At 35.5% G+C, this 26196-nt stretch carries 24 protein-coding genes and 4 pseudogenes; 6 read left to right on the top strand and 22 right to left on the bottom strand.

Annotated features, from left to right (window positions below; translation table 11 throughout):
- Positions 1-18: 18 nt before the first annotated feature.
- Positions 19-2173 (bottom strand): annotated as a pseudogene (locus tag AC0OM3_RS10105) (peptidoglycan D,D-transpeptidase FtsI family protein).
- Positions 2174-2462: 289 nt separating this feature from the next.
- On the opposite strand from AC0OM3_RS10105, the gene AC0OM3_RS10100 reads away from it, so the two are divergent.
- Complete coding sequence (locus AC0OM3_RS10100; RefSeq protein WP_074594270.1) at positions 2463-3077, top strand: hypothetical protein; 615 nt, start codon at positions 2463-2465, stop codon at positions 3075-3077.
- A 22-nt stretch (positions 3078-3099) separates the two neighbouring features.
- Here the strand turns inward: AC0OM3_RS10100 and AC0OM3_RS10095 are convergent, their stop codons facing one another.
- The 11 genes from AC0OM3_RS10095 to AC0OM3_RS10045 all read right to left on the bottom strand — a co-directional run bounded on the left by AC0OM3_RS10095 (position 3100) and on the right by AC0OM3_RS10045 (position 11796).
- Complete coding sequence (locus AC0OM3_RS10095; RefSeq protein WP_074594268.1) at positions 3100-3837, bottom strand: NAD-dependent protein deacylase; 738 nt, start codon at positions 3835-3837, stop codon at positions 3100-3102.
- A 66-nt stretch (positions 3838-3903) separates the two neighbouring features.
- Positions 3904-4551: a pyroglutamyl-peptidase I gene (gene pcp, locus AC0OM3_RS10090; protein WP_474211635.1), complete on the bottom strand. Its 648-nt coding sequence runs from the start codon at positions 4549-4551 to the stop codon at positions 3904-3906.
- 16 nt (positions 4552-4567) lie between these two features.
- Positions 4568-5530, bottom strand: a complete 963-nt coding sequence (locus AC0OM3_RS10085; protein WP_001021649.1) for a DUF979 domain-containing protein — start codon at positions 5528-5530, stop codon at positions 4568-4570.
- Position 5531: 1 nt separating this feature from the next.
- Positions 5532-6227, bottom strand: coding sequence for a DUF969 domain-containing protein (locus AC0OM3_RS10080; RefSeq protein ID WP_000239810.1), 696 nt, complete (start codon positions 6225-6227; stop codon positions 5532-5534).
- A 22-nt stretch (positions 6228-6249) separates the two neighbouring features.
- On the bottom strand, positions 6250-7011 hold the full coding sequence (pxpA, locus tag AC0OM3_RS10075) for a 5-oxoprolinase subunit PxpA (RefSeq protein WP_061884339.1): 762 nt from the start codon (positions 7009-7011) through the stop codon (positions 6250-6252).
- A gap of 18 nt (positions 7012-7029) precedes the next feature.
- Positions 7030-8019 (bottom strand): 5-oxoprolinase subunit C family protein, encoded by a 990-nt coding sequence (locus tag AC0OM3_RS10070; protein ID WP_000382224.1) that lies wholly within the window; start codon positions 8017-8019, stop codon positions 7030-7032.
- Complete coding sequence (gene pxpB / locus AC0OM3_RS10065) at positions 8010-8714, bottom strand: 5-oxoprolinase subunit PxpB (protein ID WP_046946031.1); 705 nt, start codon at positions 8712-8714, stop codon at positions 8010-8012. The genes AC0OM3_RS10070 and pxpB overlap by 10 nt, the downstream gene beginning before the upstream one ends.
- 14 nt (positions 8715-8728) lie before the next feature.
- Positions 8729-9481, bottom strand: a complete 753-nt coding sequence (locus AC0OM3_RS10060; protein WP_000026351.1) for an IclR family transcriptional regulator — start codon at positions 9479-9481, stop codon at positions 8729-8731.
- 155 nt (positions 9482-9636) lie between these two features.
- Entirely contained in the window at positions 9637-10188 is a 552-nt protein-coding gene (lepB, locus tag AC0OM3_RS10055; RefSeq protein ID WP_000662502.1) for a signal peptidase I, read from the bottom strand.
- Between the two features lie 23 nt (positions 10189-10211).
- Positions 10212-10889, bottom strand: coding sequence for a copper homeostasis protein CutC (locus tag AC0OM3_RS10050; protein WP_000895114.1), 678 nt, complete (start codon positions 10887-10889; stop codon positions 10212-10214).
- 199 nt (positions 10890-11088) lie between these two features.
- Entirely contained in the window at positions 11089-11796 is a 708-nt protein-coding gene (locus AC0OM3_RS10045; protein ID WP_474211631.1) for an ArsR/SmtB family transcription factor, read from the bottom strand.
- Between the two features lie 69 nt (positions 11797-11865).
- Here AC0OM3_RS10045 and AC0OM3_RS10040 point away from each other — a divergent pair, with 69 nt between their 5' ends.
- Positions 11866-12336: a DinB family protein gene (locus AC0OM3_RS10040; RefSeq protein ID WP_000991285.1), complete on the top strand. Its 471-nt coding sequence runs from the start codon at positions 11866-11868 to the stop codon at positions 12334-12336.
- 214 nt (positions 12337-12550) lie between these two features.
- Here the strand turns inward: AC0OM3_RS10040 and AC0OM3_RS10035 are convergent, their stop codons facing one another.
- From AC0OM3_RS10035 to AC0OM3_RS10000, 8 genes and pseudogenes are all read right to left on the bottom strand, one after another.
- Positions 12551-13699 (bottom strand): acyl-CoA dehydrogenase family protein, encoded by a 1149-nt coding sequence (locus tag AC0OM3_RS10035; RefSeq protein WP_001218340.1) that lies wholly within the window; start codon positions 13697-13699, stop codon positions 12551-12553.
- 154 nt (positions 13700-13853) lie between these two features.
- Complete coding sequence (locus AC0OM3_RS10030; protein WP_000662216.1) at positions 13854-14486, bottom strand: YdcF family protein; 633 nt, start codon at positions 14484-14486, stop codon at positions 13854-13856.
- 329 nt (positions 14487-14815) lie between these two features.
- On the bottom strand, positions 14816-15403 hold the full coding sequence (locus tag AC0OM3_RS10025; protein ID WP_000394343.1) for a GNAT family N-acetyltransferase: 588 nt from the start codon (positions 15401-15403) through the stop codon (positions 14816-14818).
- 390 nt (positions 15404-15793) lie between these two features.
- Positions 15794-17122, bottom strand: coding sequence for a YjiH family protein (locus AC0OM3_RS10020; protein ID WP_001289420.1), 1329 nt, complete (start codon positions 17120-17122; stop codon positions 15794-15796).
- A 111-nt stretch (positions 17123-17233) separates the two neighbouring features.
- Positions 17234-18112 (bottom strand): aminoglycoside phosphotransferase family protein, encoded by an 879-nt coding sequence (locus tag AC0OM3_RS10015; protein ID WP_474211628.1) that lies wholly within the window; start codon positions 18110-18112, stop codon positions 17234-17236.
- Entirely contained in the window at positions 18113-18628 is a 516-nt protein-coding gene (locus AC0OM3_RS10010; RefSeq protein WP_474211627.1) for a GNAT family N-acetyltransferase, read from the bottom strand.
- A 23-nt stretch (positions 18629-18651) separates the two neighbouring features.
- Positions 18652-19119 carry a DUF2691 family protein gene (locus AC0OM3_RS10005; RefSeq protein ID WP_000820197.1) on the bottom strand — a complete coding sequence of 156 codons (468 nt, stop codon included), beginning with the start codon at positions 19117-19119 and terminating at the stop codon, positions 18652-18654.
- A gap of 215 nt (positions 19120-19334) precedes the next feature.
- Positions 19335-19679: pseudogene (locus AC0OM3_RS10000) on the bottom strand (ferritin-like domain-containing protein).
- A gap of 309 nt (positions 19680-19988) precedes the next feature.
- Here AC0OM3_RS10000 and AC0OM3_RS09995 point away from each other — a divergent pair.
- Positions 19989-20495: a GNAT family N-acetyltransferase gene (locus AC0OM3_RS09995; RefSeq protein WP_001139525.1), complete on the top strand. Its 507-nt coding sequence runs from the start codon at positions 19989-19991 to the stop codon at positions 20493-20495.
- A 105-nt stretch (positions 20496-20600) separates the two neighbouring features.
- Here the strand turns inward: AC0OM3_RS09995 and AC0OM3_RS09990 are convergent.
- Positions 20601-21041, bottom strand: a pseudogene (locus AC0OM3_RS09990) (ABC-2 transporter permease); the annotation flags it as partial.
- Between the two features lie 2 nt (positions 21042-21043).
- On the opposite strand from AC0OM3_RS09990, the pseudogene AC0OM3_RS09985 reads away from it, so the two are divergent.
- Positions 21044-21193: pseudogene (locus tag AC0OM3_RS09985) on the top strand (TetR-like C-terminal domain-containing protein); the annotation flags it as partial.
- 55 nt (positions 21194-21248) lie between these two features.
- On the opposite strand, the gene ppsA reads toward AC0OM3_RS09985, so the two are convergent.
- Positions 21249-23855, bottom strand: coding sequence for a phosphoenolpyruvate synthase (gene ppsA, locus AC0OM3_RS09980; protein WP_089149501.1), 2607 nt, complete (start codon positions 23853-23855; stop codon positions 21249-21251).
- Positions 23856-24240: 385 nt separating this feature from the next.
- Here ppsA and AC0OM3_RS09975 point away from each other — a divergent pair, with 385 nt between their 5' ends.
- Positions 24241-24900: a DUF1796 family putative cysteine peptidase gene (locus AC0OM3_RS09975; RefSeq protein WP_003301681.1), complete on the top strand. Its 660-nt coding sequence runs from the start codon at positions 24241-24243 to the stop codon at positions 24898-24900.
- A gap of 195 nt (positions 24901-25095) precedes the next feature.
- Positions 25096-25953, top strand: coding sequence for an MBL fold metallo-hydrolase (locus AC0OM3_RS09970; protein WP_474211623.1), 858 nt, complete (start codon positions 25096-25098; stop codon positions 25951-25953).
- The last annotated feature ends 243 nt before the right edge of the window (positions 25954-26196 follow it).

Raw genomic sequence — 26196 nt, 5'->3', positions numbered from 1 at the left:
CATGCAGTGATACTATTTTTACTGTGCCTTGTTCGGTTGTTCTACTGGAATTGAATTTGCATTTGATCTATTTGTTTTTAATTCAAAATACGCATCCAAAATCTCTTTACCAATGGCAGAATTAATTCCTGATTTATCATCATTCACCCATGGCACAACAACTGAAAAGGCTATTTCCGGATCAGCATCATATGGCGCATAACCGGCAAGAGTTAAATTATAACATTTTTTTCTGTTGTTGTTCTCATCTCTTCCAATATCACTTTCTCCACCATATACTGTCTCAGCTGTTCCTGTTTTTCCCGCTGGTTTATATGGTAAACCTTTAAACGTTCCAGTACCTGTTCCGTCAGCTTCTTGAAAAACCCTTCTAAATCCTTCTTTTACATGATTAATGTACGAAGTGTCCATATCCACTCGATTTAATACAACTGGTTCAATCGACCGAACGACTTTTCCTACATCCTCTGGTCTATTCGGTTGCTCTCTAACTTCTTGTACAATTTGTGGTTTCATTCGGTAACCGCCATTTGCAATGGTTGAAATATATTGCGCAAGCTGAAGCGGCGTATATGTATCATACTGTCCAATCGCGTAATCAAGTAAAAATCCGGGTATGTTATCAGTTCTACCTACTTGACCAATTGATTCATTTGGCAGGTCAATACCAGTCGACACACCTAGGCCAAATTGTCTAAAATAGTAGCGCATTTTATTAAATGTTTCTTGTTTAATGTCTAATGGATTGTTTGGGACATAATTAATGCCTGCCATTTTTAAAGCCGTATTAAACATATAAACGTTCGATGACACTTGCAAAGCTCTTAAATCATCAATATCCCCAAATTCTTTCCACGATTTCTTCGGCTTAGAACTTCCTTTAAAATACATTGGTGCATCAAAGAAATGTGTATACGGCTTAATCGCTTCTGTTTGATATCCAGTTAATAAAGTAGCACCTTTTACAGTTGACCCTAACTCATAAGAACTTGTCATCGTTCCTAGTGCATAATCTTCTATTTGCATACCGCCATCTTTATTTACAATTTTCTTTCCTGCCATTGATAAAATTTGACCGTTTTTCGGATTCATCATTACTACGAACGCACGATCCATCATCGGCTCTGCAGCATGAAAAGCTCGTAAATTCTTTTCAAGGCTTCCCTCTACTCTTTTCTGTAAATCCATATCGACTGTTAACATCAAGTTATTTCCACTTTTTCCTTCAGTCACTTTTTCAGTTCGAACAATCTTCCCTGCTTTATCCATAATATTTTTAGACTGTTCTTTCGTTCCATGTAGTGCATCTTCGTATTGTTTTTCGATGTAACTTTTACCAATACGGTCGTTTCGATTATAATCACGAACTAAATAATAATCTAATTGTTCTCTTGGCAACCCTTCATTTTCATTAGAAACGCTACCGAGTATAGAGCGCAGTATTTTATCATTTGGGTATTCACGTTCCCAATCTACTGTTGTATCTACCCCCGGTAAACTTGCCAACCTTTCACTAACGACAGCATATTCATTTTGACTTACATCTTTTTTAACGATTTGCGGCGTCATTTTATATCCCGCATTCATTTTGCTTTTAATTACTAATACTTCTATATCTTCCTTTGAAAGCTCATTTAATTCTTCTTGTGTAATTCTTTCCCGGCGCAGTTCTTCTACTTTTTTATCTAACTCTTTTCCTTCTATTTCTTGCTTTCTAAATTTACTCTCATCTTCTTTCGTTACTTTCGCTGCTGCCCGCTTTTCATTTAACTGCATCCAAAAATCTTTCTTATCTGTCTCTGTTAACTTATCCATGTCCTCTTGCGACATTTCAATTAGCTTAGCTAAATCTTTTGCTACCTGTAAAACTTCTTTCGAGTCTACTCCTCTCATTTTCGTATATGTAACGGTTCGCAATGGTTTATTATTTACAATAACGTGACCTTGCCGATCAAACATTTTCCCTCTAGGAACGGGAGTGCTCTACCGTTACATCTTCCTTTTTGTTTACTTCATTTCTATACGTTTCTCCATCAATGATTTGTACTTTACCTAATTGAATTATAATAGCTGAAAATAAAAGAAAGACAATAAAAAATAGTACATTTAACCGAAATGGAATATGAGTCTTTTTCTTTTTCGATTGTTTTTTCTGCTCCTTTTTCTGTCTCATTTCGCTCCCTCGCTTCATTCTATTAACATTTCTATGCAAAATCATTATGTATCAAATTTATTTATATGATATATATAGAATTTTATATTAATTACAAAAGAAATAAAAGATTTAATTTTCAGTTTTTTATTTCACTATCCTATTTATTACCATTCCCTTAATGCACAATAACATGAATATTATTCTAAAAGAAAAATGGGACAAATTGATTTTTATACCATTAATTCACATTTCTTTGTATACTAAAGAAATAGATTCATAAAAGACATTACTTAAGGAGAGAACGAAAATGACAGATTCGTTTATCATATATACTAATACGCCACATTGTTTAAACTTTATGATTTACATTCAAAATATTTATCTCAATCAAAAAGGAAAAAAAGAAAATTTTCGTTTTCCTTACATAACAAAAACATTACATTTCTCCACTGACTTTAAAACAAACTTCAAAGAATTATGGCTGACTCTTCGTAAGCAAACTGCTAACGACAGATATGATTTACAAATTTTTCACGAGGAGAATCATATATTTTACGAGAAGCTTTTTGACACTCAATTATGTAATGAGGAATCTTTTAAAGAATTACTGTGTAGTTTTAAAGTATGGTGGACTAGCATAGTAGGTCAGCATTCATTAGAATGGTCTGTAAGTGAGTATAGTACGCAACTTTATAATGATTTAGTTTTATACTTAAAACAAAACCAAATAAAACCTTTACAACAGGTACACATTAGCTTACTTTATGACGATTGTGTATTCGCTAAAGAAAATATTACTTCTTACTCTGCCATTTTACCTACCAAACTCTTTTTTATAAATTATAAAGATGTTGTTACTACGTTATCAAAATGTTTTCATATCGCTTTAAACAGCGATTACTCAAATAAAAAAGTGAGGTAGATACCTCACTTTTTTAGATAACTTATTTCACTGAAGATACCCCTTTAACAAACTCACCAATCTTATTTTGAAAAACAAAATCAAAGTTATATTCTTGCCCTGTTAACTCTTCATTTACTAAAATTGTTGTTGCCCCTATTTCCCTCTTTGCGATTTGCGGGAATGAAGCGACGGGTTGTACTTTTAATGAGGTTCCCATAACGATAAATACATCTGTTTCATATAAACGTGTTATCGCATTTTGATATTGCGGTAATGTATCTCCGTATAAAACTACGTCTGGATTTAAAATGAAATTACACTTCTCACAACGCGGTACTTCATGATCAATCATATACTGTAAATCATAGCCTGATTTACATTTTGGACAATGTGCTGTTTGAAGTGTTCCATGTAAATCAATAACATGCTTACTGCCACCTAATTGATGTAAACCGTCAATATTTTGCGTTAAAATCGTAATATCTTTCCCTTGTTCTTCTAGCTCAGCTAAAAAACGATGTCCACGATTTGGTTTATATTGATGGAACGTATTAATTTGAAAGATTTCTTTATAATGCTTCCAAAATTCTTTCGGACTTTGGTTATAGTATCCTCTTGATAAATACATCTCCACATTCGCATCAGCATACAATCCATTTGCTGAACGGAAATCTGGGATACCACTTTCCGTACTTGCACCAGCGCCTGTTAATACTGTAATTTTCTTCGCTTTTTCTAAAATTGAACGTACTTCTTCAAATTGTTGCACAAAAATCACCTCTATGTATTTTCCTATTCTTATTATACCAGTTGTTTACAGGAGGTGTTGTACAATTCATTTTACTTAATGCGTTGCGCCCCCAATCTCTACAATATCTACTTCAACTGTCATCGTTACTTCAATTGCCAATTCTATTCCCTTACTAATAGTAGAAAGTGACATACTCGGTTGCCCTGGATAATTACTCGATTGTTCTGGTAAAAACGGAATATGAATGAATCCGCCTTTTATTTTCTTATCATGTTTCTCTAGTTCATGCATAAGTCCATAGAATAAGTGATTACAAACGAATGTGCCTGCCGTCTGTGAAACAGATGACGGTATGCCCTCTTCGTAAAGTTTTTTTACAATTGCTTTCATCGGAAGTGCAGACCAATAGGCAGCTGGTCCTTCTTCTACAACCGGTACATCTACCGGCTGATTTCCTTCATTGTCAGCAATTCTTGCATCATCAATATTAATTGCAACACGTTCTATCGTAATATCTGGTCTGCCCCCAGCTTGTCCAATGCATATAATAATTTCCGGCGCTAGTTCTTCTATATACTCTTTTAATACGCTTATTGATTTATGAAATACAGTTGGTACTTGTTTGCTTATTACCTTGTATTCTCCAATTGTTTTTTCATGCAAACCTTTTGCTACTTCCCAAGCTGGATTGATATTTTCTCCGCCAAATGGATCAAACCCTGTTAATAATACTGTTTTCATAGTTTTATCCTCCTAATTAGAAACGATATACAAGGCCGTACATAATAAACATATTTATGATAAAAATTGAAAGAGCAATTGGTACTTGTGCTTTAATAACTGCATTTTTATCCTTTAGTTCTAAAAGCATTGCTGGTACGATATTAAAATTTGCTGCCATTGGAGTAAGCAGTGTTCCGCAATATCCAGCAAACATACCAAGCGCTGCCATAATCGCTGGGTTTCCGCCGTGCATTTGAACTATTAAAGGTAAGCCAATTCCGCCGGTAATAACAGCAAACGCTGCGAATGCATTTCCCATTACGACTGTAAATAGCATCATGCCTAAACAGTACGCCATAACAGCAACGAACGGATACTCTGTCGGTAACACTTGTCCGACTAAGTCTGAAACAACTTGTCCAACGCCAGACTTCGCGAATATACCACCAAGTGCTGCTAACATTTGTGGTAAAATGACAGCCCAGCCGACAGCTTGTAATAGTCTGCTTCCTTCTTGTACAGGCGTTGTTATTTTTGATTTTGTAATACGCATTGCCGCGACGAATGCGAGTAATGCACCAAGCGCTAATGCAACTAATGTTACTTTATCTGGATCAACAAGAGAGACATTTCCCCATTTAATTTTCCCTAACGTTAACGTACCGATAATTGTAAAAATAGGAATTAAAAGTGCAGGCATAAAAATTTTATTTTTTAATTTCTCAGCATGTTTCACACGTTCTTGTACTGGTACTTCTTTTTCCTGAGACTTTGTTACTTTATTTAGTGAAGCTAAAACGACCATAGTAAGCACTATACAACCAACGTAAAACGAAGGAATTATATTTCCGAATAAAAATGTAACTGCAAACAATGCCCAAAATAAACTAGAACCGAATCTGTTTGGATGTTCACGATCGAATGCGATACGAACAGCGATAAAGGCAACGATTATCCCTAATACATAATAGATTGTATCCATTGTGATGATGTTCATATTAGATTACCTCCTTCTCTTCTTTTCCTTCTGCCTTCATTGTTTTCTCTATATATTTATCAAACCTTCTAAATCTAATCCAGCTTACAATAAGTGCAGATATTGCTGTAGGAATGCCCCAAAGTGCCATATCCCATACACCGACATGCATACCTACTGAATCGAAGAATCCTTTCATTAATAAAATAGCACCAGTTGCGATGAAAATATCTTCTCCGAAAAACCAAGCTGTATTTTCCGCAGCAGCTGCGTTTGCTTTAATCTTTTCTCTTAATTTTTCAGGGAGTTTACCGTATTTACCTTGTGCGGCTCCTTCTGCCATCGGTGCAACGAGCGGTCTTACTGTTTGTGCATGACCACCAATATTCAGTCCAAGTGCTGCTGAGGATTCTCTTATCGTAAAATATGACATTAATACTCTTCCAGTTGTTGCTCCTTTTGATTTCGTTATAAGTGCTTCTGCTCTTTCTTTTAAACCGTAACGCTCTAAAATTCCGATTACCGGTAATGTTAATATAATTGGCATAGACATATATCTATTTTCTATGAAAAATTTACCGAACATACTGATCACATCATAAAAACTTAATCCTGAAACCATACCAGTAACAATACCTGCAACCATAACTACTAAAAGTGTATTTAATCTAAATAAAAAGCCCACTGCAACAAGTAATATCCCGATTAATTTCACCAATTCCAACACTTCCCCTCATTTTTTACTTCAGTGCACAAATAGAAATGCCGTTAAGTTTGAATGTTCTGTATATTCTTTCTGCAAATTGCACTGCTTTTTCCCCATCACCATGTAAACAAATCGTTTGCGCCTGGACTACTACTTTCTTTCCATTGACCGAATTTACATGGCCTTCTTTCACCATTTGAAGTACTTGCTTTATCGCTTCGTCTTCATCTTTTATAAGCGCATTTTCTTCTGTACGGCTCGTTAATGTACCATCTTGCTTATATGTACGATCCGCAAAAGCCTCTTGTACGAGAGTTACTTTGTATTTTTTTGCAGCCTGTATAAATGCCTCACTATTTGCTAATCCGTAAAGTAATAGATTTGGATTACTATGATAAATTACCTTCGCAATTGCATCTGCAATTTCCGGATTAGTCGCCGCCATATTATATAGAGCACCGTGTGGTTTTACATGATGCATCTTCCCGCCAGCTGCTTTCAAAAAAGCGTCTAATGCACCGATTTGATACAATACATAGTCGTATACTTCACTTGCTGAAACATTCATGTTTCTTCTACCAAATCCAATTAAATCAGGAAATCCAGGATGCGCCCCTATTGCTACGTTATGCTCCAAAGCTTTTTCAACAGTTTGACGCATAACAGACGGATCACCCGCATGAAAACCGCAAGCAACGTTTATAGAGGAAACGAACGGAAGAATTTCATCATCATTCCCCATTTTATAAGCGCCAAAACTTTCTCCTAAATCACAATTCAAATCAATTGTAGTCATGATATTTCCCTCCTGCTCTCAGCTTCGTAAAGCGATGAATTTCTTTAATAGATTCATATTTACTTCTTGTTCTATGTACAATTGTTCCGCTTCTTCAAGCGTAATTTTCTCAAAAGAAACATAGTCCCCCGGCTTTAGCTGGGCAAGAAGAGGTAAATCTACTGAAATGATATTTCCAATTCTCGGATAGCCACCTGTCGTTTGTCTATCTGCCATTAATATAATCGGCTGTCCACCATTTGGAACTTGAATGGTTCCAAATGTAACAGGACTCGATAAAATCTCTTTTTCTTCAATCCTATTTAATACTTCTCCCTCAACTCTATAGCCCATACGGTCAGCATGATTAGATACCTTATACTCTTTCGTAAAAAATGCCTTTCTACTTTCTTCTGTAAATTGATTATATTCAAAGTCAGCTATGACACGAAGCTTAGGATGTTTCTTATACTTTGGTAGTACGCTGTTGCTAATTGCCCATTTCGTTTTTATTCGCTCATCTTTTTGTAAGTCTTGAATGAAACAATTCGCCATTTCTGGTTGTGCACCAATTTGGAAGTAGTCACCCTTTTTCAACATTCTTCCTTCTATACCGCCAATCGTAGCACGTATGTACGTACTTTTACTTCCCATAGTGCGATCAATATGGATGCCACCCGCAAAAGTCACATACGCTCTGCAACCACTTTTCACCTTTCCAAAACAAAGCATACTACCTTCTTCCGCTAAAATGGGACGCCATAACGGGATACGTTCTCCATTCAATAACGGTTCCATGTCTGCTCCGCCAATCGCAAGTAAAGTCGGTTTCTTTATTAACAATTTAGGTCCCATAATCGTAATTTCGAGTCCGGCTTCATTCTCTTCATTACCAACTAACATATTGATCATCCGAAGCGCACTTTGATCCATTGCCCCGCCAACGGGTACACCGTATTGTTGATAATGTGATCGCCCTAAATCTTGGACTGTTGTAAACATTCCCGCATGCAAAACTTCTACATCCATTCTTTAGCCCCCTCAAGTGATACGTACTCTTCCTTCGTTATTGGGATAAATCGTAAATACATACCACTTTGAATATATGTTGGTATTTCTTCTTCTGGATTAAATAATGAAATAGGAGTTCTGCCGATAATATTCCATCCTCCTGGTGTTTCAAGTGGATATATACCTGTTTGATTCCCGCCAATACCCACTGAACCAGGAGAAATTTGTAACCGTGGTGTTTCTTTTCTAGGTGTTTCTAATTCTTTTGATAGTCCTCCTAGATACGGGAACCCTGGTGTAAAACCTAGCATATATACAAAATATGTAGTTTCACTATGTATTCGAATCACATCTTCTACTTGTAAACCTTTATAATGTGCGACATCTTCTAAATCAGGTCCATATTCTCCCCCGTAACAAACTGGTATAGAAATATGTTTCACATCCTGTTTTACTTCTTCTTTATTAGAATCATAAAGCTCCTTTATATACTGGCGAACATAATCATATGGTCTTTCACTTCTCTTCCATACTTTATATACATTGTAGTAAACAGCTAATGAAGTAAACGATGGAACGCACTCAATCATTCCTGCAAACGGATGTTGCTGCAGTGCTTGAAATAACCGCTGTACTTTCTCATATATATCCATCTTAATTTCTTCACCAAATGTAACAATAATTGCTTGATCCCCTAACGCAGAAAATTTCATCCTACTCCCTCTTTCTATGCCAAAAAGCCGAGTTCTTTCGAAATGCGATGTGCTGTTTCTTTCACCTTAGCGATAAAATATGAAATGTTACTTTCGCTGTACTCAATTGCTAATCCTGAAATACTAATGCCTGCTACAACCGTTCCATCACTTGCGAAAATGGGCGCTGCTATTGCGGCTGTATGATTTTCTAACTCAGAATAACTAATTGTATAGCCTTCCTTTTTTGCCATTTGCAACACTTCTAACAATTGTTTCTTATCCACGATTGTTCCATCTGCAAACTGTTTTAAATCCACTTCCTCTATGTATCTCCGTTTCTCTTCCTCAGAGAAATACGATAGTAAAATTCTTGGACATGCACCAGTATAAAGCGGTGCTCTTCTTCCAACCGCCGTATACACGCGTACCGGCTGAACACCTTCCATCTTTTCAACGTAAATTGCGTCATTACCATCTTGAATTATTAAATTAACTGCCTGTCCTAAACTATCTCTAAGTTCTTTCATATAAGGAATTGCTATATTTCTTACTGATAATCGTTGTGAAACAAGTTGACCGAACCGTAAAAATACGACCCCTAAACGATATTTCCCCTTTTCGTTTTTTTGTAAAAACGCCATCTCTTCTAACGAGCCAATTAAACGATAAACAGATGTTTTCGGCATATTGGTAAGCTGAACCATCTCAGTTAAACTTAGCTCTTCATGCTCATAAAACAACTCTAAAATATCCATTGTCTTAACTGCCGTTTTATTTATACTCATTCTATCTCCCTTTCGTTCCGAATTACGGAACTTAAATTCCGTTTTTCGAAACAAACATATAATTTAAAATTATAAAATATTCTTTCAATTCAATCAATAGATTTTAAGCAAATAAAAAAGTATGGAAGAATATCTCTCCCATACTTCACTACACTTTATAACGCTCTTACTTGTTTCAACGGCCAGAAAACAGCTTGTCCTTTTCCGACAATTTCATCTTCTGAAATAAAGCCAAACATGCGACCATCCTTAGAAACTTCACGATTATCCCCTAAAACAAATACTTGGCCTTCTGGCACTTTCGTTTTTCCTGTGATTTGTTCTAACGTAAAGTCTGGAGTTAATACACGGCCTACTGCTTTTTCTTTAAACTGTTTTAAATATGGTTCTTCCATCGCTTTGCCGTTTACATATAAAACATCATTTTTATACTCAACTGTATCGCCTGGCAAACCAATTACTCGTTTTACTAAATCGTATCCTTCTTTTCCGTGGAAGACGATAATATCAAAGCGATCTAATCCACTTATACTATAACCAATCTTATTCACGAGCACTCGTTCGTTATTTTTTAAAGTGGGCATCATTGATTCACCTTGCACTAAAGAAGGTGTAAATAAAACACCGCGAATAATAGCAATTAATACAAGGGTAAAACCTATCGTTTTAGCCCAAGAGAATAATTCTTTCTTCGTATTTTCCTTCATCGTTTCTCCTCTTTCTTAAGCACTTATTTTATGATTTTAACTAATTCTTGTACTAAATTAGGGTCTATTTCAGAAAAACATGATTTTCCTTCTCTTACCGCTGTACCGACATGAGCTTGCGAAATTCCAGTTTCATCTAGCAATCGCTTTATATTTTCTTTCGTCACGCCAGCTCCAGCTACAAGCTGAATTTGACCATCACTTACCTTTTGCATTTCTGTAAGCACCGGAATATTCTCTACTATATTTCCTTGTCCACCTGAAGTTAAAACGTGAGTCACTTTATGAAACTTCTTTAAAGTGTTCATCGCTTCTACTGGATTTTCTATATCATCTATCGCACGGTGGTACGTTACATTTATTCCATCTACAACAGATAGTAAATCCGCTAATTTCTCTTCATCCACTTCATTTCGTTCGCTTAATACGCCTAATACTACACCAGCTGCTCCTAACTTCTGTGCAACTATAATATCTTCTTTCATCATTTCAATTTCTTCTTCCGTATATGTAAAAGACTTCGCATGCGGACGAATCATAACATGAATTGGTATACTTACCGCTTCTACCGCTTTTTTTATAAAAGCATAACTCGGTGTTAAACCACCTTCTGTATAAGATGAAATTAATTCAATCCGCTTCCCGCCAGCGCTTTCAATTCGTTTTACATCTTCTAAACATGTTGCAATAACCTCTAGCATGAGATGACCTCTTTTCGTGCTTTTTTCTTATTATAACATTAGTAAAAATAAGAAGCCTAGCTTTCTCCTTTAAAACTTAAAAAAGAAGAATGAAAAGAAAGATTTTTTTATTGGCAACAATTATTGGTAACATCCTATTATTCATGTACACTCCTACCATAATGAAAAAAACCCGTCATTTTGACGGACTTTTCTAATTTCAAGCTTTTCTTTCCTCAGTTTTCATATCAATGCCTAATTGATCTTCCAATAACTTTACACCTTTCTTTGTAAGATGGACAGCTCGGTTCTTATCCGTTTTGGTAATCCATCCCTGTTCAAAAAGCAGTTTTGCAATTGCAGACCCTAACCAACCGGAAATATGGTAACGCCGTTCACTCCAATCAAGGCATGGTTTTGCAAATACCCTCCTTTTTGTATCTGCCTCATCAACATTTATTCCAAAATTCAGAAACCATTTCTTACCTTGTTCCGTTACAATGTATTCTCCATCCTCTAAAATTATAAATTGCCTATCTAGTAATTTTCCAGTTATCTCTACACCGAGTTTGCCTGCAAGATGATCATAACAAGTTCGAGCATAACGAATTTGTTTTAGTTGACCTGATTGTTTTAAAGAGCGAACTTGAACTGTTGGTGCGATTGTCCCTAACTTTTCAAGCACTTCTGCAACTTCTTGATTAGCAAGTCGATAGTAACGATGTCTACCATGTTGTTCAACTGTAAGTAAATTCCCTTCTACTAATTTAGAAAGATGAGAACTAATTGTTGGATGTGACACTTTTGCCATATAAGCCAATTCACTAGCGGGTAGTGCCTGATTATTCATTAGACAATCTAATATGATTGCTCTTGTAGGTTCAGCAATTAGTTTAGCTATATATGAGATATTCGGATATACATTCATATTTCGATGATACCCTAACTATTAAATTGATACAATTATTTTAAGTTTAATAGTAAAGGAGAATTTATTATGAATGCAATTGATCTTAGTATATTAAATTTGAAAGAAACGAGAAGGCGCTCAGAAAAATTATGGAATTCTCTTCCTAATAATTTTCTTAATTGGAAGCCTGATCCTGAGGCTATGTCTTTTGGTGAGATGATTCGTCATGTATGGAGTTCAACTTTTTACTACCATATGATTATAAAAAACAACGGTTCAATAAACGACATACGTATCACGTATGATGACGAGCCGATTACTTGTGTAAAAAAAGAAATTGAATTGGCACAATCATACTTTACTGACTTCATAGAATATGTTCAATCAATAAGCATAGCCGAGCTAGATTCAAGACTTATTGATAGAAGCGATGTTGGCTATCAACGATATTTAGGCGATATGCTATTACGAATTGCCTATCATGATGCGGTCCATGCAGGTCAATTTTTACAATATTTACGAATGGTAAACTTAGAAAGACCATTAATTTGGGATTAAATACGAAAAATGTTTATACAGCCTCCAAACTGGCATTACAATAAGAATTTTTCAACAAGAAACAATCACAAACCATGATAATCATTTATATTAAAAACCTACATCTCAACTAAGTACTTCATACACATAAAAAGCACGGGTTTGATTACTAATCAAACCCGTGCTTTCAAAACAACTATAATATCCACAAACAATAAAATGTAAAATTTAAAAACTACGACCGAAACGCCGCATCCGCCAACATAGACAATGTTGCATCATCCATCGGTGGATTGTGTAATCCTGCTCTGACATTTAAATAGTAACGATGGAGCGGATTTTTTTCTGATAAACTTTTTGCTCCTACGATGCGCATCGATTTATCCACTATAGATATCGCCGCATTTGTTACGGCGTATTTCACGGCTGCTAATTCTGCTTGCAGTGATAGTTTATCTTCTGCCTCATCGTACTTTTTCGCAATTTGATATAAAAAGACACGAGCCTGCATAAGCTCAAGTTCTAATTCTCCAATTAATTTTCTAACATTTGGCAATAAACTAATAGAATGGTTTAAACTGTTTGGCTTGTATGATTCCGCAAATTGAACTGCATAATTTCTTGCTGATTGTGCAATTCCTAAATAACATGCTGGTATATGTAGCAACCAGCCAACACCCTTTTGTTTTACTTTCCCGCCTTTTATATCTGTAAAAAAGCGACTTTCTATCTCTACATTTTGTAAGACAAGGTCGTGGCTAGCAGTCCCTCGCATTGCAACGCTATCCCACGTTTCTTCAATAGATACACCGAGTGTATTTCTTGGAATAACAAACTCACCAACTTCTTCTTGGCCTTCCATACTTGCTGAAATAATAAAATAATCAAGTACTGGCGCCATCGTTGTAAAAGTTTTTCTTCCATTTATAACCCACTTCTCGCCTTGTTGAACCGCTATTGTTTCTGGTTTGCCGCCACGCGTCGGACTCCCTGTTTTCGGTTCTGTTGCTGCCCTGTTAAAGAGCGCACCATTACGTACTTCTTCGCAAAACCATTTGAACATCTCATCATTCCAAGAGCGATTTTCCGCTAGCTCTTTCACAATGCCAAGATGCCAGCCAATCGATAATGCAGTAGCTCCGCAGCCTTCCGCGATTTTCTCTTGAAATAAAACAAAGTCATATAAAGAAATCGCACTACCACCAAATTCCTTCGGTAATGTTAATTTCGTATATCCGATATCTTTCAAATCATTTATATTTTCATACGGAAATGATCCTAATTCACTTAGCTGATGCTCCCTTTCCATGAACTTCGGAATCAATTTATTTATTTGTGCAATAATGAAAGATTGTTCTTCTGTTTCAACAAATGAGAGTGCCATACTATAATCTCCTTTATGTTCGATTCATCAACCGCTCACTTTTTCATTATGATTATATGAAGCTACCTCTCTATTGTTTCACTATTCCGATAAAAATACAATGTTTTTGACTAATAAGAAAAGTTCCTATTTAAGGATAGGTTCTTTTCTTATGTTAATCTCCCTTCAATGCCTTTAATGGCAAAGAGGTTACATATCCAATATACGAGAATAATTCTTTAAAGAAGAATGGAATTTCTGTGTCTAACGTTTTATATGCTGATGTCGGCGTTGGTGAAGCATACGCTTCAATATTAATATGTTTTGCAATTCTCATTGCGCGTTTCATATGAAGTGGATCACTTACAATCGTGTATGTGCGTATTCCGTTCTCTATTCCAACTTGCTTCGCATTTTTTAAATTTTCTTCAGTGAAAAGGGATTTAGTTTCAATTAAAATATCTTCCTCTTTTACACCTTGTTTCATTGCATATACTCTTGCAGTACGTGCTTCCTCAAGTTCTGCCTCGAACTTTGTACCACCTGTAAAAATAATCTTTTTAATATTTCCGTTCTTATATAAAGAAATCGCATGATTAATTCTTTCTTTAAATACAGGAGATGGTTTTCCGTTCCACGAAGCTGCTCCTAGTACGATACCAGCATCCGTTTTCACGTCATCATTTGCTTTAAAACGATAACTCCAAATATCGTAAGCTGCATAACTTACATATAAAATAGCAGAACAAATCATTAGTAAAAATACTTGAAAGATTCGTCTTTTCTTACTCTTCTTATTCTCTTTCATTTGTAATTGCCTCCGTACATCATCCATACTTCTATAAAAAACATTTATATCAAATCGTTTTGTTTGAGTTTATTTAAAAGAAGGAACTTTACTTGTTATTTATATATAAAAGGGTTTTCATTTAAAATTGAGGATTATCAATTCATTTTCATTTGCGGTTTTCATTACATTTTTTAAATTCATAAGTTTATTACCATACAACTACATTGTAACGAATTTTTTCTCAGAAGGGAACGATGAAACAAAAGGAATTAAAATAAAGTAGCATTTTGTAAGAAAAAAGGTATATTTTTCATATATCACGAACAATATACCTTTCAAAACACGAATTATAACTTTTCTTTATATAACTCTAATTTTTCTAACAATTGTTCTTTTACGCCTGGCCATTCACTCGAGATAATACTGTACACCACCGCATCTCTCACATAACCATTCGGTAATTTTCTTTCATTTCGAAGCACACCCTCTTTTACTGCTCCTAACCTTTCAATTGCTCGTTGTGCTTTTTCATTTCTTGCATCCGTCTTAATTTGTACCCTAAGCATATGCAGTTTTTCAAAAGCATACTGGAGAAGCATATACTTACACTCTGTATTTATACTCGTACGTTGCACACTCGGATGATACCACGTTTGCCCTAACTCAACTGTCTTATCTTCTACTGAAATATTATATAAACGTGTACTTCCTACAATCTTATTCGTCTGTTGATCTACGACTACGAAAGGTATTTGAGTACCTCTTCCGTAACCCTTTATCGCTTTTTGAACGTATTGTTGCATATCTTGCACACTATCCGTTTTAGAGATTAAATACGCCCAAATATCCCGATTTCCTTCTACAATCGAAAACAAAGTTTCGACATCAGTATTATCCATTAACCGCAACTTTGCTCTTTCGTGAATAAATTCCATTTGTAAGCCCCCTTTGTTGTTACTATATCATAAGAATTAAAAACGTATTATAAGAATAAAAAAATATAATAAAAAAATTCTTTTCAAATATATTCTTCTCGTATTATACGGTAGGAAGACTCATCAGTAACCCTTAAAAAAGAAGCTTTTCATAATTTCCAATAAATCCTATATAATGATAAACGGGAGGGGATAAAAAATGTTAGATCAAATTACTTGGGGAACGCCAGGCAGCTTATTATGCTTAGGGTTCTTTTTTGCGGGACTAGGAATCTTCTTAAGAAGCGTTACGTCATATACGAAAAATAAATAAAAATATCCCGCTTTTAAACAAAAGAAGCCCTCTTTTTACAGACGGCTTCTTTTTTATAACTTTATCTTATTAAAACTTCAAAGCAACAAATAAGCAATCGGCGTAATGATAAGCAACGTTAAAATCGTTCTCTGCACATATAAAATAATAAGTTCAGATACTTTTAACGGAATATCTGTTGATAATATACAAGGAATGGAAGCAGAGAAAAACAGTATAGATGATACGGAAACAACTGCAATAACAAACTTTGTCACAAGTGGTGCACTTACTACTAATAATGACGGTAAAAACATTTCTGCAATACCAACTGATGCGGCTTTAGCAGCTAATTCTGCTTCCGGTAATTGTAATAGCCATGTAAATGGATAGAAAATATAACTAATCCAATCAAATATTGGCGTGAACTTCGCTAAGACGATACCAATTAATCCTACTGACATAATAGATGGTAAAATTCCCATCGTCATAATAAATCCATCTTTTAAATTCACTGCAATGTTTTTCATAATGCTCGGTGCAGATTTTGATACTTCTAACGCATCTTCCCAAGCACGTTCTAACATTTTCTCTTTATAAACAGGCTCTGGGAACCCTTCTTCTGTTACATATGTATCTGGTTTTCTACTGAGGGGCGGGATTCTTACGGTGATAGCAGTCACGATGAATGTTACAACAAGTGTAGTCCAAAAATAAACATTCCATAAATGCATAATATCTAATGTTTTTGCGATGATGATCATAAATGTAGCGGATACTGTAGAAAATCCTGTAGCGATAATCGCCGCTTCTTTTGTCGTATACTTTCCTTCTTTATACACGCGATTCGTAATAAGGAGAGCAAGCGAATAACTTCCAACGAAGGACGCAACTGCATCGATTGCCGATCTCCCCGGCGTATTCCATAATGGCCTCATAATCGGACGACAGAATGTACCGATAAATTCAAGCAATCCATATCCGACTAATAACGCTAAAAACGCCGAGCCAATTGGAACGAGCAAACTTACTGATATGACTAGCTTCTCATATAAAAACGGTCCAACATCTGGCGCAAAGAACCAAGCTGGTCCTACTTTTAAACAATATAATATGCCAAAAACAACGCCAACTACTTTTAAAATAGAAAAACAAATGTCTACGATAGATGCATTCCATTTCTTCGTATAAAATGGATAAATCGCACCAATCGCCATAACGAACAATGCATAATAAGGTACTACGCCTGGAACCGAAGCCCTAATCCACGATACGATATGATCAATCATAATAGACGATGCACCGTTTATCGTAACAGGAACGAAAAACATAAACACCCCAACGAGACTAGCAAGTATAAACCGAAGAATAATCCCCTTCTCTCGCCCTGTCTTAATTACATTACTCTTTAATTCAATTTCACTCAAAATTCGACACCTCCTATTATCTAAATATTCTGTATAATTATGTTATATTCCTTCTTTCCATTTCTACTATTTAATCATATGAAAAAGCCTATTTTAAAATAGGCTTTTCTATTACCTCTCATAATCATCCACAATCACTTGAATGATACGATACGATTCTTCTGCTACTTTTTCATTACTATCCCTATTCGCATCATATGTAATTAACGCCTTCCAAAGAGCCCATCCTCTCGCTCTATTCCACTTTTCTTCATCCATGCGTAATACTTCTTTAAATACATTTCTACTATTTTCATCAAAAAACGTCCACGCCATCGCTGCATCACAAGCAGGATCTCCTACACCTAAAATACCAAAATCAATTACAGCACAAAGTTTTCCCTCTTTAACGAGTAAATTCCCCGGTGCTACATCTCCATGAATCCAAACTGGCTTACGGTCCCATGTTGAACTAAGTGCTACATTCCAAAGGTGCTTTAATAATGCCTCGTCAAAAACATCCTTATTATTTTCAATAGCAACTCTCGCCTCTTCATCATATACAGATATAAGTCCGCCTCGGTAAAAATTATGTGTTCCAGCTAAAGGTCCGTTACTCGCATTAATAGATTGCAATTCTACTAAAAAAGATCCTAAGTCCGCCGCAAATTCATTTAAATCCCGAACGTTTTGTTTCGTAACTGTTTCTCCCTCTATCCACTTATTAATAGACCAAGGCAATGGATACGCTTCAGACGGATTTCCTTTCGCAAGTGGGGTAGAAATCGGTAAAGAAAGCCCCTTACTTAATAGTGGTAACCACTTATTTTCTTTCTCTACTTGCGGTGCATATGCCACATCACTTGGCAATCTTACACTCATCTCATCCCCTAAGTGAAACGTCCTATTATCATGCCCACTAAACTTTACAAGTTTCACTTCTAAATGGGCCCATTCAGGAAACTGTTCCTGTATTAACTTTTTAACTAAACTTACATTAATTGGATGCATTCACATTCTCCTTTTCTTTTGAAACTTACTAAGCCCATCCGTACTCCCAACATATTCAAAACTATTTTTCTTATAAAAATCATTCAACGTACGATTATGCCCCACGCAATCTAACTTCAAATACTCTTTGTCATGTTGTACATTCTCTTCTATCCACTGTAAAATCCATTCGCCAATTCCGTTCCCCTTATACTTCCGTTTCACCGCAAATCTATGAATATATAATGAATTAGAAACTTCCTCTTTACCAAAAATATGTTCATCCCATTCATTTTGTTTAGGAGAAACTGTAACCGTACCAACTATTTCATCTTCTTTCAGAACAACATATGTATATTTCTCTCTTATACATTCTATTATTTCAGCCGTAGCTTCCTCTCCTAAAAGATACTGCCACTGATCCACTTCTTTATATTGTAGCCATTGTGCTACCTCTTTTAATAAAAGGATAATACTATCACTTTCATTTTCAGTAGCAATTCGAATTGCATATTCTTTACTTATACTGCTCTCCATATTGCCTTTCCCCTTTCAAATTGCTACCATACTGACAAACGAGTCCTTCCATCATTTTCATCTGTAATATATTCTACATAAAATCCTTGATTCACTGCGTTTTCATACATCATTTCAATCTCTTCTTGGTTTTTCGCATAAATTTGTATATACTCACCATCCGCTACTAATACGACTACTTCACACTTACTCTCCTTAAATTCTTCAAATGTTGCAATTTCTCCTAGTACCTCTCCTTTTGGACATGCTTTTAGATCTAAAAATAAAAGATAATATATGTTATCTTTTATTAGCTTTTTTAATTCTGATCCTTCCATGATCTCGTTATCTTCTGAAAATAATTCTGGACCTAATTCATTCCCTATTATTATATAAGCTTCCTCCCTTCCCATGACTTGCCAATCAAATACAGTAATATCAATTGGCTTTAATACTTTCCAAAGTAAATTATCATATCCATCTAGAATATCTACTGTAATCCCTCTTTTCATATGTCTGCTCCTAACTTATTCATTTTCATTTCATACATTATATATCAAATGTAATTACTATATTTTGTCGATACATATGTACATCATAAAAAACCGCTCCACTACTAGCGAAACGGTTTCCTTCTGCTTACATTTAAATATTTCATTCAATTGTTGCACTACGTTTTAAAATGTTTTCTAATATATGCACCACATTAGCCGTTCATTCTTAATGCTCACTTCGACTTCAGGAAGTAATATAAAAACCATACTGCATGATTTTGTTCATCTTGTATAGCAAACTCTAATCCTTGTAAATACGTATTCGAACAGTTTTCAGTAATTTGTGCTTTCGGCTGCCTGCCAGTTAAGTTCGTATAAATTTGTAAAAAGTTGTGGAAATGCTTTATTTCATCATTACGAATTTCAAAAATTTATTTTTGTTCTACTTGATTTGGAGCCATATTCGCTAATTTTGCATAGCAGCTTATAGCGCTATACTCTCCATTTATAGCTTTTTCAATATCACTAATCAACTTATCATTTTGTCTATACCAATCATAATAATTCGAATTATACATCGTATCCCTTCATACTTTCGCTTAACATTTTATGCATTTAGAAATAGTAGGAGCCTATGTATATAACGGGACGGCTTTAGATTGAAAGAAAAGTTTGAGAAAAGGGTCTATTTTGCAAAGGAATTGCTTATTCATAAAGTGAAACTATATTCAGTGGGGATTTTACTACACGACAAATAGCGGATAAAATATCACTATTTTTTTGTACGCTGTTGCTATAAATTCGCGAATGAATCAGGTTTCCAACCAGATGTGGTGTTGAGATGCGAAGCTATTATGAATCCAGTCATATAACTAGGAGGTACCACTATGCCATCTTTATTTAAAACTATGGCCTTCCAGCTGAAAACCGAAAGACTTGAGCTTAGTATGTGGGAGGAATCCGATTCCGTTTGGCTGAGCAAATTAATTGGCGAACGTGGCGTGGACATTCCAGCCGTTGATTCCGTTCGTAACCGGCTCATTGAGATGCGCAAGAAGGCAGACGAAAATGGCATTTCTCTTCTCACTATTCGAAGGCGCAATGAAGGTGATTTCATCGGATACTGTGGCTTAATTATTGGACGTTCCACAATTGAAGAGCCGGAGGTTGCATACGAGTTGTTCCGTAGCGTTCATGGTAAAGGTTATGCGACTGAGGCGGCATCTATTGTACTGGACGCAGCGATTGCTACTGGGCGCCAAAGACTTTGGTCGACTGTAGGTGCTTGGAATATCGCTTCCCTCCGGGTACTAGAAAAGATAGGATTTAAGCGTCATCACAGTACGTGGGATGATGAACGTGGTGAGATTGTTTGGAACGTACGCGATTTTTAGAGATTCCGACTTAATTCTAAACAATACACTTTTCAACAATCAGGCATTTACATTGAGAAAAAATCAAAAACAAGCCGTTTCACTAATTAGTGAAACAGCTTGTTTTTAAGCATTCAATTCTGTTTCATGCCCTTTTACTACACTACGTTTGAGTGCAGTTGCTAATATAGTAACCATACTTACTATACCAATCCAAACGAGTACAGTAACAGGAGTATTCCAACTTAACCCTTTTCCGAAGAAGAAGATTTCTCTTAGGCCTTCAATCATAAATTTCATTGGTAACCATGAGTAAACCCAGTCTTGATAAAACGGAGACAACATCTCAGGTGCTAACGATAATAACGGCGCCCCGAAGAATAGTAATAAAGCGAATAAACCGATCCCTTTTAGCCCAACTAATGAAAGTACCGCAGATATCATTAAGAAGAAACTAAAAGAAGTAATGGATAAGAATAGAGCTTTATCCGTGAAGTTCGAGATATTTAACCCTACCATCCCATCCGCAATCCATGTAAGACCAAACCCAATTACAAGTGTCGCAATAATACTTAACTTCTTATATGGCATCTGCGCATATAGGTGTCATCCAACAATGGTTAAATAGTGGACAAAAAGAAACACCTGAGGAGATTGCTCGCTTTTTATCAACAATCGCAGTTCATGGTCCTTTTTATGCGGCTGGTTTAAAGAAATGAGTTGTTGCAAAATAAAAGATCATCCACTATTTATAGCGGATGATCTTTTATTTCATTACAACACTTCAATATACCCTTCTGTTCCATGTACCCGTATTCGTTGCCCATCTTTTATTAATTTCGTAGCATTCTCTACCCCGACAACTGCTGGTAATCCATATTCACGTGCGATAACCGCTCCATGGGTCATCAGCCCGCCGACTTCAGTGACTAATCCTTTTATAGATACAAATAATGGTGTCCAGCCAGGGTCAGTAAACGCAGTAACTAATATATCTCCTTCTTCTAAATTCGCTTCTTCCATGTTTAAAATAACGCGAGCTCTTCCCTCAATCACTCCTGAAGAAACAGGCAGGCCTACAATTGCGTCAGCTGGAAGGTTTTCACGTTTATATTTACCTGTAATGATTTCTCCATCAGACGTCATTACACGCGGAGGCGTTAGTTTTTCATATAATTTATAATCATTTTTTTGTTTATGAATAATTTCGTAATCTAGTTTCTTCGTGCGAACAACTTCGTGAAGCTCTTCAAAAGTTAAATAGTAAATATCATCAACTTCATGAATGACACCGCTCTGCACAAGTTGCTCAGCTTCTTTCAATAACGCCTGCTTATATATGAAATAACGATTAATCATACCGTATTTTGGATATTCACGATAGCCAATAAAATTACGGATATTACGAATCATTCGCTTCGTTTCTTCTACTTTTTGTTTACTATCCGGCACGTGCTGCAATCGGTCTAATAATTCTTCTTCTTTTTTCAAAGCTTCTTGCAGTCCTTCTTCAAACTTCCGCTTACTCGCACCATATTCAAAGTCTCTTATATTATTTAATATCATTGGGATAATGGTTGTTGGCTTCTCACTCCAGCGCGTTTTCGTAATGTCGATTTCTCCGCTACATCTCATTCCATATTTATTTAGGAAAGCAATGATTGTATCTCGAGTTTTTTCTCCGCCGTTATACTGAACAAGTTCATCTAAAAAGTTATCCTCTTCTACATGTTGTAAATACGCAATAACTTCTGGATACGGCCGAATCACATCAGCAACATCCATTAATGCTAGCCCCATTTCTGACGTAATATTATTTTGTACCGATTGAGAAAGCGCGTCTGCTACATTCTTTTCGCCTAGCCATTGCTCCATTTTTTCATTGATCCAAGCCGAAGCATTCATACCTGCCATAATGACCGCTATACTTTGCGGGTTAAATAATACTTTCTTTAATTGCTGAATGTCTTCCAAAATAAAATCAAGTACATCCACCCTTGATTTCGTTTGCATGTTTCGCTTTAACTCTTCGATTGATGCTTCACTATTTTTTATTAAATCTGTAACGATTGCTGGATCAATTTCGATTTCTGGTTGCGAACTTACTGGTGGCTTACTTTTACTAGCACTCTTTTCTTTTTCTTCATCCGGTAATAATTTAATAAAATAATCTCGTTCGATTATAGTCGTTAATGCATCTCTTACGAGTGGATCCGATTTCCCTAAAGTGTTTACTAAATAATCTCTGCTAGCAGGTAAAGCTAATTGTTGCGTAGCATCAACAAACAGCCTTCCTCCCGCTTTGCACATAGGAGCATTAGTCGTTAACAAGAAAAAGGATAAACCTAATGGTTTCATCGCATCGGTCATCATTTGTTGGTGACCAACTGATATATAAACGTGATTTCCCCCATCATTTACTTCTGGAATTGGATATAAAGTCGTAATTGGCCTGCTTTGGACTATATAAAATGTATCATCAACTAAGCACCATTCAATATCTTGCGGACAACCAAAATAAGCTTCGATTTGTCTTCCGATGCGTGCTAGTTGTAAAATCTGTTGTTCAGTAAGTGTTTGAACTTTTTGCTTATTAGGAGTAATTTTCTTTCTCTCTGTTCCGCCTTCTTTTCGTCCATAGATGGCTAATTTTTTCGTTGCGATGACCTTTTCGACGATTTCGTCTTCTTTTACCTTATAATTATCTGCAGAAACCAATCCAGATACTAGCGCTTCGCCAAGTCCAAAGCTGGCATCGATTGACAACACCTTCCTATTCGAAGTAATCGGATCCGCAGTAAATAAAATCCCTGAAGCCACAGGGAAAACCATTTTTTGAATGACAACACATATAGAAACTTGATTATGATCAAAACCGTTTTGCATTCGGTATATAACCGCTCGATCTGTAAATAAAGAAGCCCAGCATTTTTTAATATGCTGCAAAATGTTTTCTTTTCCAATAATATTTAAATACGTATCTTGTTGACCAGCAAACGAGGCATACGGTAAATCTTCAGCAGTAGCACTCGAACGCACTGCATACCCATGTTCATCGCCAAAGTGCGAGAGATAATGAGCTACTGATTCCACTACATCAACTGGAATTTCCACCGCCATAATGACTGCTCTAATCTTCTTACTAATTTCACCAATTTGATCTCGTTCCTCAATTTTTAGCATTTTTAATTGATTCAACAAAGTTTGAAATGCTTCATTTTTTCCGATGGCCTGTTCATACCCTACCGTTGTAACACAAAAACCTTCTGGCACTTGTATCCCTTGAATATTGGATAACTCCCCTAAATTCAATCCTTTTCCACCAACGAGAAAAAGCTGTGTTTTTTCTATTTCCTGAAAACCGAGAACGAAAGAACTCATTTGGCACCTCTCCTTACTATTCATGTGTTCTTGATTGTAACAGTAGTAAATGAGAAGAAACAGTCTATTTCGAACTTGATTTACATGATATAATTAAGTTAGGAAGAGATTAAAAAATGCCCCAGTTGCATAATGAAGTAACTGGGGCTCCTTATTTCCGCTCAATTTTAAATTATAATTTATTCACAACTAACTTCAATGTACTTCTGTTTTTCTCCTTTTTTATAACACGCCATTAATTATCACACACAATTCTTACCTCGACAAATAGTATATAACTCGAAATACGCTTTAGTTTAACCTCCTGTGAGCCTTTTCACAGGAGGTTTTATACATACATATATTATTTATAATGAATTAGTTCTCCTATTTTCCCAAAAAAAGGATGATTGTATTGGAAATGAAAAAACTTCAAGGAATTTATGATGATGTTATTAGTTTAGGGGAAAATTGTTATACCGCTATCCATCTGAAAAAATATAGGCTGCGGAAATATTCAGGTCCTCTAGATTGGTTTGAATCACCGAATCTTTCTTCTATCAACACATTATTGAAAAATAATTTTATAGACTTTATGGATTTAAAAAACATGCACGCAATGCAGGAACAAAATATTGTGTTTAATGATGGTGTGATACAACCTGTTTTTTCTCATATTATAAAAGACACAAAATATAACGTAACATCTTATCATGATTTCCCTGTTATTCCAAATGAAGATTGGTTCATCACATACCATGATTTTAAACAAAAATTAGATCGAAGAATTGATAACTTTTACGAAAAAATTCATCATTCACAATCCATTTTATTTGTTAGATGGGGCGGAAACTTGACTGAAGCACTAGAATTACAAACCGTTTTATCGAATATTGTTAAAAATAATTTTAAGATTCTTTTACTCTATCCAACAGGACTTGAAAATGAAATAAACGAATTAGAATGGGGGCTTGATCATGTTTTCCCTATTCAAGTTTCAAGTAATTATCAAAATAAAAGAACTTGGTATATCCTCTTAAAAGATATACACTTAAACTCAAAATAATAGTAGAAACTACGACTTTACAATCAATATTTTTTGTTTGCACTTTATATAAATTGATATGTCTCCACCTTAATTCTAGGAGTAAATTATTGTTTTTTTAATCCCCCACTCATTCTTTTCTCAAATCCTCCAAAATGGATTTGAGAAATTAGGGAACTATAATGTCGTATTAACATATAGTAAGGGGGATAAAAAGTGGACAATGAGATGAATTATGGAAGTGATTATAAGTTTATTCCAGCAACTTCAATTGAAAGTGGTCATGGCATCGAAGTATTGCCTGATTTGTTTTGCTACACGATTCAAATCGTCAACATATGTTTTGTTGGGAATCCGCATACCGATGATTTTGTTTTAGTTGACGCTGGAATGCCTAAATGTGCAAATGAAATTATCTCTATCGCTGAGAATCGATTTGGTACCAATAGTCGCCCAAAAGCAATTATTTTAACTCACGGCCATTTTGATCATGTTGGAGGAATAATTGAACTCATTAAATATTGGGATGTTCCAGTCTATGCCCATCAAATGGAGATACCGTTTTTGACTGGACAACAAAGCTATCCTGAACCAGATCCAACAGTTGAAGGTGGTATGGTAGCGAAAATGTCTCCCCTGTTCCCTAATGAACCGATTGATTTAGGAAATAGCGTAAAAGCACTACCTACCGATGGAACTGTTCCCTATATGCCAGAGTTTAGATGGATTCATACATCAGGGCATACTCCTGGGCATATTTCATTATTCAGAGAGAAGGACCGAACTTTAATTGCTGGGGACGCTTTTGTTACAGTGAAACAGGAGTATCTGTATAAAGTAATAACTCAAGAACAGGAAATAAGCGGACCCCCTCGTTATTTAACAACAGACTGGAAAGCAGCTAAAGAATCAGTCATTAAATTAGAAGAATTAAAGCCTCTAGTCGCTATTACTGGACATGGGATACCAATGTCAGGTGAATTGCTATCAACAAGCCTCAATACACTGGTTCAAGAATTTGATAAAATTGCTACACCTGATTATGGAAAATATGTAGATAAAAACATAAATTAAACAAAAAACTAAAATGTCTCACAAAATCAAAATGTCAAAGAATGTTAAAATATGTGAAAACAATAACCTTAGGCGACCTCTCTATTTTAAGAATGGAACTATCCTTGTTGAATAAAACTCGATATTCCGCAAACACTACCTGTAGTGTAGCCTGCTTCTTACCCAGGTTGTACTTCTTACCATAAAAAAGAGCAGTCATAATAAATAACTGCTCTTTTTACTTTTAACATACTTTTTTAAATT

This window comes from Bacillus sp. FAU20, from assembly GCF_056033865.1.
This window is presented reverse-complemented; position numbering and strand designations above follow the sequence as displayed.

Excerpts from the sequence above, each read along its gene's own strand:
- AC0OM3_RS10100 (WP_074594270.1), top strand. The coding sequence starts at position 2,463 with ATGACAGATTCGTTTATCATATATACTAATACGCCACATTGTTTAAAC.
- pcp (WP_474211635.1), bottom strand. The coding sequence starts at position 4,551 with ATGAAAACAGTATTATTAACAGGGTTTGATCCATTTGGCGGAGAAAAT.
- AC0OM3_RS10085 (WP_001021649.1), bottom strand. The coding sequence starts at position 5,530 with ATGAACATCATCACAATGGATACAATCTATTATGTATTAGGGATAATC.
- pxpA (WP_061884339.1), bottom strand. The coding sequence starts at position 7,011 with ATGACTACAATTGATTTGAATTGTGATTTAGGAGAAAGTTTTGGCGCT.
- AC0OM3_RS10070 (WP_000382224.1), bottom strand. The coding sequence starts at position 8,019 with ATGGATGTAGAAGTTTTGCATGCGGGAATGTTTACAACAGTCCAAGAT.
- pxpB (WP_046946031.1), bottom strand. The coding sequence starts at position 8,714 with ATGAAATTTTCTGCGTTAGGGGATCAAGCAATTATTGTTACATTTGGT.
- AC0OM3_RS10060 (WP_000026351.1), bottom strand. The coding sequence starts at position 9,481 with ATGAGTATAAATAAAACGGCAGTTAAGACAATGGATATTTTAGAGTTG.
- lepB (WP_000662502.1), bottom strand. The coding sequence starts at position 10,188 with ATGAAGGAAAATACGAAGAAAGAATTATTCTCTTGGGCTAAAACGATA.
- AC0OM3_RS10050 (WP_000895114.1), bottom strand. The coding sequence starts at position 10,889 with ATGCTAGAGGTTATTGCAACATGTTTAGAAGATGTAAAACGAATTGAA.
- AC0OM3_RS10045 (WP_474211631.1), bottom strand. The coding sequence starts at position 11,796 with ATGAATGTATATCCGAATATCTCATATATAGCTAAACTAATTGCTGAA.
- AC0OM3_RS10040 (WP_000991285.1), top strand. The coding sequence starts at position 11,866 with ATGAATGCAATTGATCTTAGTATATTAAATTTGAAAGAAACGAGAAGG.
- AC0OM3_RS10035 (WP_001218340.1), bottom strand. The coding sequence starts at position 13,699 with ATGGCACTCTCATTTGTTGAAACAGAAGAACAATCTTTCATTATTGCA.
- AC0OM3_RS10030 (WP_000662216.1), bottom strand. The coding sequence starts at position 14,486 with ATGAAAGAGAATAAGAAGAGTAAGAAAAGACGAATCTTTCAAGTATTT.
- AC0OM3_RS10025 (WP_000394343.1), bottom strand. The coding sequence starts at position 15,403 with ATGGAATTTATTCACGAAAGAGCAAAGTTGCGGTTAATGGATAATACT.
- AC0OM3_RS10015 (WP_474211628.1), bottom strand. The coding sequence starts at position 18,112 with ATGCATCCAATTAATGTAAGTTTAGTTAAAAAGTTAATACAGGAACAG.
- AC0OM3_RS10010 (WP_474211627.1), bottom strand. The coding sequence starts at position 18,628 with ATGGAGAGCAGTATAAGTAAAGAATATGCAATTCGAATTGCTACTGAA.
- AC0OM3_RS10005 (WP_000820197.1), bottom strand. The coding sequence starts at position 19,119 with ATGAAAAGAGGGATTACAGTAGATATTCTAGATGGATATGATAATTTA.
- AC0OM3_RS09995 (WP_001139525.1), top strand. The coding sequence starts at position 19,989 with ATGCCATCTTTATTTAAAACTATGGCCTTCCAGCTGAAAACCGAAAGA.
- ppsA (WP_089149501.1), bottom strand. The coding sequence starts at position 23,855 with ATGAGTTCTTTCGTTCTCGGTTTTCAGGAAATAGAAAAAACACAGCTT.
- AC0OM3_RS09975 (WP_003301681.1), top strand. The coding sequence starts at position 24,241 with ATGATTGTATTGGAAATGAAAAAACTTCAAGGAATTTATGATGATGTT.